Source organism: Pirellulales bacterium (assembly GCA_036499395.1).
Classification (GTDB): Bacteria; Planctomycetota; Planctomycetia; order Pirellulales; family JACPPG01; genus JACPPG01.
In genome coordinates this window covers 49,657-64,508 of the sequence record DASYDW010000136.1, presented here as the reverse complement: position 1 = coordinate 64,508, position 14,852 = coordinate 49,657, and the positions used below count along the sequence as shown (strand labels likewise).

The window sequence follows — 14,852 nt, the reverse complement described above, 5'->3', positions numbered from 1 at the left end:
CGCAAAAAAGGCGGGGTGCCCCGGCTAGGACACCCCGCGACTCTACAACGGACCTAACCACGTGAAGCGTCGATCAGACGCTCGCGCAGCAACTGCTCGTCGCTGCTGTGCAGCATTGCGGGCAGCAGGCCTCGCACGCGTCACCGCAGCACGCCGCGCAGTTACTGCCGCAGCAATCGGTCGCACAGCCAGTGGCACAGCAGCTTGCAGCCGCCGTCGTCCGCGGCGCGGCCTTGGCCGAGCAGCAACTCTTGGCCTTCGCGGTCGAGCACGCCTTAGCGGTTGCCGACTTCTCGGCGCCCACGCAGCAGGCACTTCCGCCATTGGCGCAACAGGCGGCGTCCTTCGCGCAGCAATCGGCCTCGTTGGCCGCCGCGCTGCTACTAGCAGCCAGGCTCGGACCTACCGTCAGAGCGACGACCGACAGGGCAACCAGGGCGCAAGAGCAAATAAAAACGCGTTTCGTACACATGGAATTTCTCCTCGAAATTGAAAGGTGAAACAGAACGTCAACACACGCAATTTGTGCGCGGAGTGACGATTAGTTCCGCCAGGTACAGAGGAGGACCCGCAGCGGCGGGTGCGAAGAATCGAAAGCAGTTGGCCCGCCGACGAACGACGAAACACCGTCGCTAGAATTGCGTGGCAACGAATCGATCGCGGCCACCATGCCGAGCCAGTCGACCTGTTGACGCAGTTCAAACCGCGGAGCGTTTTGCTGCACAACTGGTTCGATCGGCTGGCAGCAGGAACTGCAAGAAGCCGGGGCGCCGGTCGGATCATTCGGCGGCGGCGCGAAAGTCGCTACGTCACCACTGGTCGCTCCATTCTTTGCGTCTAACTTATGGCAGCAACTATGTGACGGAGCCGACTGAGCAGCCACATTGCCGGGCGACTTCGCAGACGGGCCTACTCCCGTGGCGGCCGTCTTTGCACAACACGCTCGCTCGCAACCGGCACAATGCTGAATCGGGCAAATGCCTGCGACCAGAACAGCCGCAGCCATGACCAGGTTCAATCCAGAGCGTAGCGCAGAGATCCCCATATGTTTGCTACGGACAGAGATCGAGTCCGGTTCGGAAAGATTGATCGAAGCGGGGCCTCCTGGGAAAACCCAAAGAGGCCCCGCGTAATCGGTTACACAGGGCAAACTACTTGGTCAGTTGCGGCAGCTTGGCCGTGAACTTCGAAGGATCCTTCTCGAAGGCCGCCGGGCAGCCGTCGCAGCAGAAGAAGACCTTCTTGCCTTGGTACTCGACGGTTTGGGCCGGATCGATTGCCTTGCCGCTGACCGGGCACTTGGTCTGTGCCGTGCAGCACTTGGCCAGATCACCGCCGAGCGCCTTGGCAACCTTGTCATCTGCCTTATCGACGGCACCTTTGCAGTTCGGGCAGCAGAAGCCGACCTTCACGCCGTCGATCGTCGTCACCTGGTCCGGATTCAGAGCCTTGCCGCTGATCGGGCAGGCGACTTGCTTCAACTGGCCGGTGCCCAGCATCTGCAGAGCAGCCTTGGCGGCGAACTTCTTTTCGTCGGCTTTAAAAGCCTTCGGGCAGTTGTCGCAGCAGAACTCGACCTTGCCGCCGGCAAAATCGGCGGTGGACGTCGACTTGGCGTCCTTGCCCGACACCGGGCACTTGGCCTTGAACGTGCTGTCGGCCGCCGTGTCCGCGGCAATCAAGGCTTGCGTCAACAACAGGGCCGAGGCCACCAAGCCCGCGAGTGCGATACGAGTCTTCATGGAAATTTCCTTTTCATCAAAGAGCGAAGAACTGTTTCGAATGAACCGTCCTAGGCGTCCCGTCTTGTCCCGCAAGACGAGCGCATGATCACCGACCGAATGCGCGAATGCAACAACCCGGCAGGCGGCAGGCTTTTCAGGCTTACCACCAGCGCGCGGCGCTACTATCACGCGGTGAAAATTCAGATCAACCAGATCGAGAAGCGAATGCGAACCGGCGGCTGATCGAAATCAGCCAGGGACGCATTACCGCGAGTACGCAACGAAGAAGAGAGGGGCAAGCTACTGCCCACGGACTCGGCCAGTGAGGCCGAAAGCGCTTGCTTGACGACTTGCTGCCCTTCGGACGGAGTAGGTGCAACAGGACGCGTGGGACCTTGTGTACAGCAGCAATTCGGGTTGGGGATCTCGGCGGCTTTCTTGCTGCAGCAGCTCTTGGTCGTTGCGGTCTTGGCTTTGCAGCAGCCACAGCACTTCTTTGCGACAACGACCGGCTCGCTAGCACAACTAGCCAGCGATTGGGGAACGGCATTCACAACAAGCACCACGGGCGCCAACAGGCAGGCCAGCAGAGTGTGAATGACGCGTCGTTGCATAGGTACGTCCGAGGTCGCCGAGGAATGCGATCCCACCGTCGTGATTGTCCGAGGGGAGGGGAGCCAAGTCAAGCGAAACCCGGGCGAATCAAGGTCGTCGGTGATACACCCGCTGAACGGCTCTAATCCCTTAGTAGAACGTTGCTTACACTGCTTTTTTCGTCGGTGATCGTAGCGGCCTTGCCCTTGGCGACTCGCCGGGACTGCCCCGGCGGCACCTAAAGCGGCTTGGCGGTCGCTATTATCGAACGCCGAGTGGCCCCGACTATGATAAATTGCTTCCGCCGCGCGATTATTTCAGAATCGGTCCGAGCTGCGACATTTGTCGCGCCGATTACTCGTGGCGCATTTCTGCGGGAACATAAGCATGTCGTCTTGTATGCGACGTTGGCCTGCGGTGTTGGTTGCCCTGTTCTTTGTGCTGACGAATGTCACGCCTGAACTGTGGGCCGAAGAGACTGCTTGCGAACCAAAACCGAGCCCCGCTGCCAAGGCCAATACCACGGGCTCGGCCCAGCATGGCTACCACCTGCTGCGCACGAAGCCCTATCTGCCGGCCGAGTTTCCGGCGACCGCGTTCGAGAACATCTGGCGTGCCTGGCCTGCCACGCTGAAGGGCGAGGCCAAGAAGGCCACGCCCGACGAGCGGCGCAAGATGTCGCTATCACGGTATGGTCTGCCCACAGCGCCCGAGGACGAGGCTGGCATTCCGATGGCCTACATCGACGATGGCCGTGGCGGCTGGTCGCTGACCTGCCTGTCGTGTCATGGCGGCAAAGTCGCCGGCCGATCGATGCCGGGGCTGGGCAACTCGCACTTCGCGTTCACCACGCTTACGCACGAGGTGATGCGCGCCTGGATGCTGGACGGAGGCAAGCCAGAGCCTTGGCAATTAAGTCGTTTGACGGCGCACCTGGGGGCAAGCAACGGAACGATCGATGCCCAGGTATTCAGCATTCAGCTCACGGCGCTGCGCGATGACGAGATGAACGTTCACTTTGACGCCACGATGCCGGCTTACGCACACCACGACCTGGATGCGCCGCCGCTGTGGAATGTGAAGAAGAAGTCGCGGCTCTACATCGATGGATTCGCTGAGAAGACGCCTCGTACGATCATGCAATTCGCGTTGTATCCGGAGAATGACGCGGCGACGATCAAAGCGTGGGAAGAGGATTTTCGCGACATCCTGGCCTGGATCGAATCGCTCGAGGCGCCGAAGTATCCCTACGAAATCGATACGGCCCTGGCCGCGCAAGGCGAGCCGATCTTTCGCCGGGTTTGCGCTGAGTGTCATGGCACATACGGCCCGGAAGGTACCTACCCCGAAAAACGGGTGTCGATCGACGTCGTGAATACTGATCCAGTGCGGCTGAGTGGCATGCCACCGGAGCATCGCCGCCGCTTCGGCACCGGCTGGTTGGGCGAAGAAGGGAAGCGCACAGCGGTGGAAAAGCCGGACGGTTATGTCGCTCCGCCGCTGGATGGGGTCTGGGCCTCGGCACCGTACCTGCACAACGGCTCGGTCCCCACGCTATGGCATTTGTTTCATTCCGCAGCCCGGCCGGTCGTTTGGTTGCGGACCGAGGACGGCTACGATCGGAAACGCGTGGGGCTGGAAGTGACCGGTTTCGACGAGCTTCCGGCCACGGTCAAGGATGGCGCCGAGCGGCGTCGTTATTTCGACACCCGGCTATCGAGCAAGAGCGCCGCAGGCCATACTTTCCCTGATGAGCTGAGCGAAGACGAAAAGCGGGCAGTGATCGAGTATTTGAAAACGCTTTGACAGTTCCGCGGCCCGTGTCGCGCAGCTTTTAAGAATTCTTTGTGTCATCTAGCTTTGGAGGTTTTGCCTTGATTCGCGCTTGTGCTTGCACCTTATTTGCGTTGATTTGCACGCTCCTGTTCGCGGGTCGTTCGACGGCCGCCGAGTTTCAGCCTGTTCCCGCCACGGCGATCGAAGACGTCGTCTATGGCCACAAGGACGGCCTGGCACTGACGATGGACGTGCTGACGCCCCAAGAGAATCCCAAGGGAATCGGCATCGTGCTGATCTCGAGTGGCGGCTGGCGGTCGCGCAAATCGAATGTGCCGTCCGAAGAAGAACCACGCAAGCGCGAGCATTGGGTGCAGGGACTTCTCAAGGGAGGCTACACGCTGTTCGTCACGCGGCATGGCAGCGGGCCGCGCTACTTTGTGCCCGAGATGGTCGAGGACGTGCGCCGCGCCGTACGTTTCGTACGTTTTCACGCGGCCGATTACCATGTCGATCCGGCGCATCTGGGCATTACCAGCGGCTCGTCGGGTGGGCATTTGTCCTTGATGGTTGGATTGACGGGCGACGACGGCAACAAAGACTCGAAGGACGTCGTCGAACAACAGAGCAGTCGCGTGCAAGCGATCGTGGCTTGGTTTCCGCCCACCGACATGATCAATTGGGGAGAGGACGCGGGCTGGAAGGCGATCGAAGAGAAACGCCCCGGTTTCCTCAAGAGCTTATTCGGCGAAATGAACGACCCCGAAGCGCAGTTGCGCTCGATCTCGCCGATTTACCATGTGACGGCCGACGATCCGCCCGTGCTGCTGATTCACGGCGACAAGGATAAGACCGTGCCGCTACAGCAGTCAGAGATCTTCAAGGCGAAGTGCGAGGCGATTGGCTTGCCGGTCGAATTGATCGTACAGCCAGGGGGCGGGCATTCGTGGTGGCCGGGTATTCTCAACCATTACGACGCGGTAACCGCCTGGTTCGATAAGTACCTGAGCAAGTAGCGCCCGCCGTCGATATGACCAGGCCGAGCCATGATCGTGGGGCGCGCGCTGCGCACGAGACTAAATCGCAAACGCAGCGACGTCTCGGGCTGAGGGTGGCTGTCATCACGCTTGCGGCCGGTTATGCGGCACTGTTCTACAGCGCGCCCCTCGCGGATCTTCGTGGAAATTCGCGAGCTAGCGCGCTTGGGCAAATGTTGCTGCTGCCCGACGAGGTAGCGGCCAACTGGACGGGCGATCCAGCAGAATTCGCAATTGTCGATCGGTTGCGAGTAATCGTGCCGGCGCTTGCGCTGTTTGGCGTCTGTGGGCTGGCAGGTACTTTGGTAATGCGCGCGACCCGCGCTGATCGCGGGCTAACGCCGGCCGAGCATGTCTTCTTCGCGTGCGGCGTGGGATTCGGGGTGGTCTCGCTCTACACCTTTCTTGTAGGCATCGCTGGTGGGTTGCACGTCCGCGCGTTGTTCGTGGCGCCGGGACTTGCCCTAACAGTGTGGGGGCTCGTCGGGCTCTGGCAATTCCGAGGAAAGTATCGCGCGAAGACTAGCGGCACGCATGCGGAAGTAGCCAATGAACGCGACAACGCAACCAACTGGCTGTGGTGGGCTGCGCCGTTTGTCATCGTGATCGTGATGGGCGGATCACTGACGCCTGTCGATTTCGATGTGCGCGAATACCACCTGCAAGTTCCCAAAGAGTTTTATCTGAACGGGCATATCGGATTCTTGCCGCACACCGTTTACGGCAACATGCCATTGGGAACCGAAATGTTGCCATTGGCGGCGATGGTTACGTTTGCCGATTGGTGGTTTGGCGCGCTGGTCGGCAAAGTCGTGATCGCCCTGGCGGCGCCACTGACGGCGCTGGGCTTGATGGCGGCCGGACAACGTTTTGTCAGTACCACGGCAGGCGTCGTGGCGGCACTCGTCTACATCTCAACGCCGTGGATCGTGCGCGTCTCGACTTTGGGGCTGATGGAGGGTTTCTCCTCACTCTATTTGTGGGGAACGGTATATGCCGTCGTAAATTGGTGGCGCGATGAGCGTGGGAATAACACGTCACGATTGTTGTTGGCCGGGTTTCTGGCGGGCTCTGGTGCCGCGTGCAAGTATCCGAACGTGTTGTACATTCTGTTGCCCGCTGCGTTGGTCGTTGTCGTCCGCGCATGGCGGCCGTGGCATTCGTCACAGCAAAATGCTTCAAGCGATGCGGGATGGACGCATCGCACGGAATGGGTGCGACCCATCATGGCCTTTGCGCTGGCAAGCAGTGTTGCTTGTGGCCCGTGGTTCGTTAAGAACTGGATACTCACGGGAAATCCCGTTTATCCACTGGCCTTCGAGGTTTTTGGGGGCCAGACGCGCGACGCGGAGCTGAACGCGCAATGGACGCGCGCCCACCGTCCGCCGGGTTTCGGGGCGGAGGAACTTTTTGAATCGGCAGCGAATGTTGCCTGGCGCAGCCCCTGGATCAGCCCGCTGGTTCTACCCTTGGCCCTGCTGGGTGTAGCGACCAGTTGTTACCGCCGGCTGGCGGTAGGGCTCGCAGTGTATGCGTTCTACGTGTTCGCCATCTGGTGGCTATTAACCCATCGCATAGACCGCTTTTGGATACCGATTCTGCCCGTGCTGGCATTCCTGGCCGGTCTGGCGGTAAGTCCCGGTGCGCTTGTTCGCTGGCACTGGCCGATCAAATCGGCGCTCGGCACTATGCTGGCCGCGAATCTTCTGTTGATCGTGGGTGGAGGGGGAGGCGACATCAGCTACTTCGTCAGTCTTGCGTCATTGAATCGCGATCCGCTCCGCGTAAACGCGGGACACCAATACCTGAATGCCCATCTTTCCCCAAAGGACACCGTGCTGACCGTGGGGGATGCCGAGGTATTCGATCTTCGCATGCCGGTTCTTTACAACACGGTGTTCGATCGTGAGCGGTTCGAGACGTTAATGGTCAATCGCACCTCGGACGAGCGCAAGCAAGCACTTGCGGATCTGGGTGTGACCTATGTCGCGGTGAGTTGGAGTGAGGTCGATCGCTACCGCTCGCCGGGGAATTACGGTTTTACAGATTACATTCAGCCCGCGCTGTTTGATAATTTAGTGAAGACCGGCGTGCTCGCTCCGGCATTGGTGCTAGCGGACGATGAGGAAGCAGGTCGACGCTACCAAATCTTTCCGGTGCCTGGTGCTAGCACCGTGGGCGAGTAGCAACCGTACCTGCCCGTAGCGCCAGGACGCTCTCATCACTGATATTGTCCGGAGCTTTCCAGTGACGTAAACTGCCCCCTCAGCCGCAACAGCGGTCCGGCGGATCATGGAAGCATCGTCCGGTAGCGAGAGCAGCATCGAATGGAAGCGCGCGTCAACGTCCGAAAAGGCCCTTCGGCAGGGAATGGTAAGCGACCGGCATCGAGCCATTGCGCGGAGTCGCCCGCCGCAGGCAACTTCGGCGACGAGTTGCGCGAAAGCGTCTCGCGTACGCAGCAATGGCTGCTGCAACAGCAGCAGGAGGATGGCCATTGGGTCGCCGAGCTCGAGGGAGATACGATCCTCGAGAGCGAATACATCTGTTTGCTGGCCTACCTGGGCAAGCACCGTACATCGATTGCGCGCAAAGCGGCACAATATCTCCTTTCAAAGCAAATGCCCTGCGGCGGTTGGACGCTGTATCCCGGCGGTGGGCTCGATATCAGCGGCACCGTGAAGGCGTATTTCGCCTTGAAGCTGACCGGCCATGACACCAGTGCCGAATACATGGTGCGCGCCCGGAACCGGATTCGCGCGGCCGGCGGCGCCGAGGCCGTCAACAGTTACACGCGGTTTTATTTGGCTCTGCTGGGACAGATCTCTTACGACGAATGTCCGGCCGTTCCGCCCGAGGTCATGCTGCTGCCGCGTTGGTTCCCGATCAACTTGTATTCGGTCAGCGCCTGGTCGCGAACAATCCTGGTTCCCTTGTCGGTGATGTCGGCCTGTCAGCCCGTCGCTGCGCTCGATCCCGATTTGGGCATCGGTGAGCTGTTCTTGAATGGCCCAAAGAACCTCCCGCCGCTGCGTTGTCCGGGTCTAAAAGGGGGAACCGGCCTGTTCAGTTGGGACCGCTTCTTCCGCGTGACGGACAAGGCGATGCACTTCTGCCAGCGATGGAACTTGCTTCCTCGCCGTAAACGCGCGCTCGAGGCAGCCCGGCATTGGATGATCGAACGTTTCGAGGGGAGCGACGGCCTGGGAGCGATCTTCCCGCCGATGATCTGGAGCATCGTCGCTTTGCGATGCCTGGGCTACGCCGATGACTCGCCCGAGTTGCGTTACTGCTACGAGCGGCTCGACGGATTGCTGATCGAGGAAGAGGACACGATTCGCTTGCAGCCCTGCAAGTCGCCGGTTTGGGACACTTCGATCACGCTCCGCGCGCTGGCGGCTAGCGGATTGCCGGCCCAGCACGAGGCGTTTACCGCGGGCGTGCGTTGGCTGTTGGATCGCCAAATAACGCGTCCCGGAGATTGGTCCCACACCACCAAGGCCGAACCCGGGGGCTGGTGCTTCGAGCACGCCAACGCGTTCTATCCGGACCTTGACGACACGGCGATGGCGCTGATGGCGCTCGAAGAGCAGTTCGCGTCGCTACCGGTTCCGGCGGGTGAGCCGCGGCTGTCTCGCTATTCCGCGGATGCACAACGACGCGCGGACGATGCCGACCCGATGCTGGAAGAAACGGCCGCTGCAATCGAGCGCGGCAGCCAATGGGTGCTGGCGATGCAGAATCGCGACGGTGGCTGGGGCGCTTTCGATCGGGATAACGATCGTGAGTTCCTCTGCTACGTTCCGTTCGCCGATCACAACGCCATGATCGACCCTAGTACGCCGGACCTGAGCGCACGCGTGCTCGAGTCGCTGGGCCAGCTTGGGCATCGCGTTGGACAACCGGCCATCGATCGTGCCGTGGCTTATTTGCGGAGCACGCAAGAGCAGGACGGCAGTTGGTTTGGCCGCTGGGGCGTGAACTACATCTACGGCACCTGGCAGGTGCTTTCCGGAATGGCGGCCGTCGGCGTCCCGGCGGACGACCCGGCTATGGCCGCGGGCGCCAAATGGTTGCTCATCTACCAACAGGAAAATGGTGGTTGGGGCGAATCCCCGGACAGCTACGCCGAACCCTCGCTGCGTGGTCAGGGGAACCCGACGGCTTCGCAAACAGCCTGGGCCGTGGCCGGACTGGTCGCGGCCGGATTGCACAATCATCCGGCTACGCTACGCGGCGTGCGCTTCCTCGTCGAATCACAACGCACGGACGGCACCTGGGACGAATCCGAGTTCACAGGCACCGGTTTTCCGCAAGTCTTCTACCTAAGGTACCACTGGTACCCGATCTACTTCCCGCTGATGGCGATGGCGCAATGGGCCAAGGCGGCGGGCGAAAGCATCCCCGCTACAGTGCCGTCGCTCGACGCGACAGCCGCCGCTTAGGGGCGCGCCAGAAACGTAAATTTCGTCCTTGGACTAGGAGTGTGCCATGCGGTTCCCGATTTCTCTGACACGCACGATGGCGTCTTACTTGCTGCGCAAGCGATTGGCCGGCGCGGACAAGTTTCCGCTGGTGCTGATGCTCGAGCCGCTGCACGCCTGCAACCTGACCTGCACAGGCTGCGGCCGTATTCGCGAATACGTCAGCACGATCAAGGACAAGCTGACGGTCGAAGAATGCCTGGCCAGCGTCGACGAATGCGGCGCGCCGATCGTCAGTATCTGCGGCGGCGAACCGATGATCTACCCAGCCATCGAAGAGCTGGTAGCGAAGATCCTGGAACGCAAAAAGCACGTCTATCTGTGTACCAACGGCATGTTCATTCGCAAGAAGATCGCCGGCTTCAAGCCGACGCCGCGATTCTTCTTCAACGTCCACCTGGACGGCATGGAAGAGAGCCACGACCTGGCCGTCGAACGCAAAGGCGTGTTCGAAGAGGCGGTCGACGGGATCAAGGTCGCCAAGGAACACGGCTTCCTCGTATGCACCAATACGACCGTCTACAAGGAAACCAACATGAACGAGATTGCCGTTCTGTTGGCGTACCTGACCGAGTTGGGAGTCGACGGCTTCATGATGTCCCCCGCCTACGGCTACGACGCGGTGCAACAGACGAATCCGCTGGGCGCACAGCAGATCTTCATGACGAGGGACGACGTACACGAGAAGTTCCGCGAGGCGAAGCCCCTGTTGAAGAAATTCAAGCTCAACACGTCGCCGATTTATCTGGAGTTCCTCCGGGGCGAGCGTGATCTGCAATGCGCGGCCTGGGCCAACCCGACCCGCAATATCCGCGGCTGGAAAGGTCCCTGTTATTTGATCACGGACACGCACCACAAGACCTACGACGATCTTGTGCAGTTGACCGATTGGAGTAAGCTCGGCCGCGGCAACGATCCGCGCTGCGAGCATTGCATGGTCCACTGCGGCTTCGAACCGGCCGCCGTGCTGGGCGTCAACAAGCGGCTGGGGGACGCCTTGAAAATGGCCCTCTGGCAATTGACCTGACGGTCGAAGGGGCACCGCGCCCGTATCGTAACGGCGCCATTCCTGCGTGCTATATGCCGGCTAAAAGCGCTCGATGAGCGCTTTTGCATGCTTATTCGCCTGGGGCGAAAAAGCATGGAACTTCCATTCACACCTCGGCCCGCGTGCGCGCTGCCTGAGGGTATGGTACGATTTTTTGGTCGTATCAATCGTGTTTGCGATGTGTTTGCAAGGGGAATCGCACGGTGAATCTGGGTTGGCTCCTGCGAGGCTGGTTGGCGCAACAAGCCCAGGCCAATCTGCGCGATAAGGTTCGGCAAACGGTCGAAGACGAATTGGCAGGGCAAGCAGCGACGCAAAACACCACACCGTCACCGTCTGCGTCATGTGACGTGGGAATCGTCTTCGCCTTATCGGCCGAGTCGGGCGGAACTGAGGATTTGCTTTCCGGCACGCTCACGACCAAAGGAGACGGCTTCGTCGCGCATACGGGTTCGCTCGACGGTCGCCACGTGACCATCCTGCTCGCTGGCGCGGGACGCGAGGCCGCGATGCGCGGTACCCAGGCGCTGATCCGGGGACATAAACCGCGCTGGATCATCTCGGCTGGATTCGCGGGCGGGCTGCGCCCCGAGTTGCGCCGCGGCGATATCGTGATGGGAAACGAGATCGTCGACATCTCCGGGCGGCGCTTGTCGATCGACTTGAAGTCTGAATCAACTTCAGCGGTTCACGTGGGACGACTGCTGACGGTGAATCGGATCATTCGCGAGCCCGCGGAAAAGGCCGCGCTTGGCGCGACGCACAACGCCCTGGCGGTCGACATGGAGTCGTGGGCAGTGGGCGAGGTCTGCCGGCAAGACAAAGTCCGCTTCCTGGCGATTCGCGTAATCAGCGATACAGTTGATGATGAACTGCCCGAGGATCTAGACCGTTTGATCATGCAACGCACAACGGCGGGGCGCCTGGGGGCGGCGGCAGGTACGCTGTTTCGCCGTCCGTCAAGCATCAAAGACATGCTGCGCCTTAGGGAAGACGCCCTCGTGGCGTCGGATCGGCTGGCAAAATTTCTGGAAAGCGTGATCCAGCAGTTGATACCGGCGCCGGTCCGCGAATAGTCCCTGGTCGGTGAGTATTCACCGTCGAGGCGTGAACTAGCTCGCACGTATCAAGTAACGCCAGACGCCCGTATGCGACGTAGGTCGTGGATCAGCCCGAGGCGGGAAACTTCGACTCGTAACGCAAGCTGTCGACAAAGTGCTTGGCTTGCTCGAAGTCGTTGGGGCTGTACTCGCTGATGTTGCTCTTCAGCATGCCCATTAGCCGGTCGCAAGCCTTATTGATGTCACGATAGCTCTCGGCGCCGATGAAGCCCGAGATCGTGGCTCGCGACTTGTAAAGATCGTCCAATTCGTCACAGGCTTCGACGTACTTGGGATCTTGCATAATGATCGGCCAATGAATCTTGCCCGTCGTCGGATCGAGTTGTTCAGCGTCGAGGCGTTTGGGCGCCGCGTCGTGCGCGATCTTCGTGATCTCGTCCATCGAGAGCCGGGTGTGGTCCGCGATGTAAGCACGATGCGCTTGTCGCATCTGGTAGTAGGCGTTGGTCCATTGAATCCGATTGCTGATGTCCTGGCTGCGCGCCGCGAGATAATTCTGCGTTGCCATCGAGTTCTGCAAGTTAGCGTAGCCCGATGCGGCAATCACGCTGGCCAAGCCGAACTCGGCGGACGACTGTGCGGTGCCGACCATGCCGAAGCCGCCGTAACCACCCATTCCCCCGTAGGGCATGAAACCGCCGCCGAAGCCTCCGCCGCCGTTGCGCACATTAATGTTCGTTGCTGCAGGGTTCGCCACCGGTTGGTTCTGCGCGTGGGCGGCGCTACTTCGAAGGGCCGCGACGATCAGCATCATCCCTAGGATCGTGTTAATCGGCAGTCGCATGTGTGATCCTTTTCCGGCGAAGAGAGAAAACTGCCCGGCAAGCGGAAAGCTGTGCGTCTCTACTTAAATGTACCTGTTCGCGGCAAAGTTGCTCATCCGCCGCGCGCAGAATTCTGGTCGAAAAGCCGGCTCGCGGCGCCGGCCATTCCAATAGACTTCCTAAATAGCCAAGTTTATACTCGAAAATCGGGTGCAGCAAGCTTCGTCGTCGCTACCCGCCGCCCTGCGATTGGCCCTCTTCGAAATCTCGCAACTGCCTTCCGGAGTTTCACGTATGCGCCGTCTGGGTTTGATACTGGCGTGCCTCTGCGCCCTCGCGCTGGGAACATGCCCCGCCACGGCTCAAGAGGTAGATGTTGCGAAGCTGACAGCAGCGCTTTCCGGTGATGAGGCGGCGCAGGCCGCCGACAGCCTGGCGCGGTTAGGACCACGCGCAAAACCTGCGGTGCCGGCGCTCATTAAGGCTTTAGACGGCAAGAGCGACGACGCCAGCTGGCGCGCGGCGCGGGCCCTGGGTGCCGTCGGCAAAGACGCGTCTCCGGCCGTTTCAGCCCTGGTCGCGCACCTCAGCGATTTAGACGCCGCGATGCGGACGCAATGCGTGGCCGCGCTCGGGAAGATCGGGGCTGCCGACGATAAGACCGTCGCCGCGATCAGCAAGAGCGTTGTCGACGAAGAGCCACACGTGCGGCGCGCCGCGATTCAGGCATTGCAGCGCATGAAGACTGACCCCAAGGTCTTGATTCCAATTTTGCTGCAAGTCGTCCACGACGCTCAGCCCCAGGTGGCGATGCCCGCTATGGCGGCGCTCTCGGACATGGGGGAAGCGGCGGTACCGGCACTGGTCGAGGCGCTCGATAACAAGGGATCGCGTCATTGGTCCGCCGTGGTGCTGGCCGAGATCGGCCCGAAGGCGGCGGCTGCTGCGCCGGCCCTGGCCAAGCTGGTCAAGGACGAGGAGCCCGAAGTTCGCATGCAAGCGCTGATCGCGTTGGGACAGATCGGACCGCCGGCGAAATCGGCCGTGCCCGAGATGGTTGATGCTCTGGCGGATAGCGAACCGGCCGTGCGTTATGGCGCTGCCTTTGCGCTTGGCAAATTACGAGCACAAGAGGCCGCCGACGCACTAGGCAAGTTGACCAAGTCCGACGACGCGACGTTGAAGCTAATCGCCGTGTGGGCCGTGGCGCGTATTCATCCGGACGATCCTGTTGCGATTCGCAACGCGATGGAGGCGATTACCGCGGCGATTCGCAGCGAAGATCCGCAGTTGAGCCGTACCGCGGCTCGGGCGTTGGCCGAGATTGACGGGTCGAGTGCTTCGCTGACGCCGGCCATCAAGGCGGCGCTCGACGAGATGGATCCCACCGTAATCGAGCACATCATGGAGGCGCTTGCCGACGTCGGCGGCGAGGCGGTTCCGGTGTTGACCGCGGCCCTGGATGACGAAAAGGCACGCGGCGCAGCGGTGCGTGCGCTGGGACGAATCGGGCCGCCTGCGAAAGCGGCCGCTCCGGGTCTGACTGCGATTCTGGCCGATAAAGACGATCAACTGGTGAGTGATGCCGCGCTGGCACTGGCCGCGATCGGCCCGGACGCGGCGAAGGCTGTGCCGGCCCTATCCGGATTACTTGCCAAGCCCGACGCGGGCTGTCGCTACGCGGCGGCCTTGGCATTGGGGCGCATTGGCGCCGCGAGTAAGAGTGCGGTCCCGGCTTTGCAGAAGCAGATTGGCAAGGAGCCGATGCTATCGATCGCCAGCGTCTGGGCGATCAAACGCATCGATCCGGCGAATCGTTCACTCGCCCCGGCCGCGGTGCCGGTGTTGAATAAGCTCGTCACGGCGAAAGATGAAATCTTGCGCGTGCAGGCGGCCGGCGCACTCGGCGACTTAGGGCCCGAGGCGCGTGACGCCGTGCCGGCGCTCAAGAAACTGCTCGACGATCCCAACGAAGAGGTGCGTCGAACGGCGGCCGATTCGCTCTCGAAGATTCAAGGCACTGCGCCCCCCGCGCCGACGAAAGGTGCGCCAACCAAGGGCGTCCCGGCCAAGACGCCGCCTGCCAAGGGGCGGTAAACATAGTCGAGAAGTATCATTCGATCGCTTTCGTGGCCGCGATCGGCTTTGTCGTCACCTTGATAACGTGGCAACTGCATCGTGGAATGCACAGCGGCAATTTCTGGCCGGCCGCGATCAGCACGCTGTTTGTCGTGAGCTACGCCTTTGCGTTCTCGCCGCGCGTCTCGGACGCTGTAAAGTGAACGGCTGAGAGCACCCTCTGGC

At 61.1% G+C, this 14,852-nt stretch carries 12 protein-coding genes; 9 read left to right on the top strand and 3 right to left on the bottom strand.

The features are described from left to right. Window positions 1-191 precede the first annotated feature (191 nt). Window positions 192-500, top strand: a complete 309-nt coding sequence (locus VGN12_28690) for a hypothetical protein (protein HEY4313463.1) — start codon at window positions 192-194, stop codon at window positions 498-500. Window positions 501-1,151: 651 nt separating this feature from the next. Here the strand turns inward: VGN12_28690 and VGN12_28685 are convergent. Together VGN12_28685 and VGN12_28680 are read right to left on the bottom strand one after the other, a co-directional pair. Continuing rightward, window positions 1,152-1,742 carry a YHS domain-containing protein gene (locus VGN12_28685; GenBank protein ID HEY4313462.1) on the bottom strand — a complete coding sequence of 197 codons (591 nt, stop codon included), beginning with the start codon at window positions 1,740-1,742 and terminating at the stop codon, window positions 1,152-1,154. 182 nt (window positions 1,743-1,924) lie between these two features. Next, entirely contained in the window at window positions 1,925-2,338 is a 414-nt protein-coding gene (locus VGN12_28680; protein HEY4313461.1) for a hypothetical protein, read from the bottom strand. 379 nt (window positions 2,339-2,717) lie between these two features. Here VGN12_28680 and VGN12_28675 point away from each other — a divergent pair, with 379 nt between their 5' ends. From VGN12_28675 to VGN12_28650, 6 genes are all read left to right on the top strand, one after another. Then, window positions 2,718-4,124 (top strand): cytochrome c, encoded by a 1,407-nt coding sequence (locus VGN12_28675; GenBank protein ID HEY4313460.1) that lies wholly within the window; start codon window positions 2,718-2,720, stop codon window positions 4,122-4,124. Between the two features lie 41 nt (window positions 4,125-4,165). Beyond that, entirely contained in the window at window positions 4,166-5,110 is a 945-nt protein-coding gene (locus VGN12_28670) for an alpha/beta hydrolase (GenBank protein ID HEY4313459.1), read from the top strand. 194 nt (window positions 5,111-5,304) lie between these two features. Beyond that, on the top strand, window positions 5,305-7,317 hold the full coding sequence (locus tag VGN12_28665) for a hypothetical protein (protein HEY4313458.1): 2,013 nt from the start codon (window positions 5,305-5,307) through the stop codon (window positions 7,315-7,317). 141 nt (window positions 7,318-7,458) lie between these two features. Beyond that, window positions 7,459-9,576: a prenyltransferase/squalene oxidase repeat-containing protein gene (locus tag VGN12_28660; protein ID HEY4313457.1), complete on the top strand. Its 2,118-nt coding sequence runs from the start codon at window positions 7,459-7,461 to the stop codon at window positions 9,574-9,576. Window positions 9,577-9,622: 46 nt separating this feature from the next. Then, the gene (hpnH, locus tag VGN12_28655) at window positions 9,623-10,642 is read left to right on the top strand and encodes an adenosyl-hopene transferase HpnH (protein ID HEY4313456.1); all 1,020 of its coding nucleotides are present in this window, start codon (window positions 9,623-9,625) and stop codon (window positions 10,640-10,642) included. Between the two features lie 224 nt (window positions 10,643-10,866). Beyond that, window positions 10,867-11,739, top strand: coding sequence for a hypothetical protein (locus VGN12_28650; GenBank protein HEY4313455.1), 873 nt, complete (start codon window positions 10,867-10,869; stop codon window positions 11,737-11,739). A gap of 91 nt (window positions 11,740-11,830) precedes the next feature. Here VGN12_28650 and VGN12_28645 read toward each other — a convergent pair whose 3' ends face one another. Continuing rightward, the gene (locus VGN12_28645; GenBank protein HEY4313454.1) at window positions 11,831-12,568 is read right to left on the bottom strand and encodes a hypothetical protein; all 738 of its coding nucleotides are present in this window, start codon (window positions 12,566-12,568) and stop codon (window positions 11,831-11,833) included. Between the two features lie 274 nt (window positions 12,569-12,842). Between VGN12_28645 and VGN12_28640 the strand changes: the two genes are divergently transcribed. After that, on the top strand, window positions 12,843-14,645 hold the full coding sequence (locus tag VGN12_28640; GenBank protein HEY4313453.1) for a HEAT repeat domain-containing protein: 1,803 nt from the start codon (window positions 12,843-12,845) through the stop codon (window positions 14,643-14,645). A gap of 32 nt (window positions 14,646-14,677) precedes the next feature. Beyond that, complete coding sequence (locus VGN12_28635; protein HEY4313452.1) at window positions 14,678-14,830, top strand: hypothetical protein; 153 nt, start codon at window positions 14,678-14,680, stop codon at window positions 14,828-14,830. Window positions 14,831-14,852 lie beyond the last annotated feature (22 nt).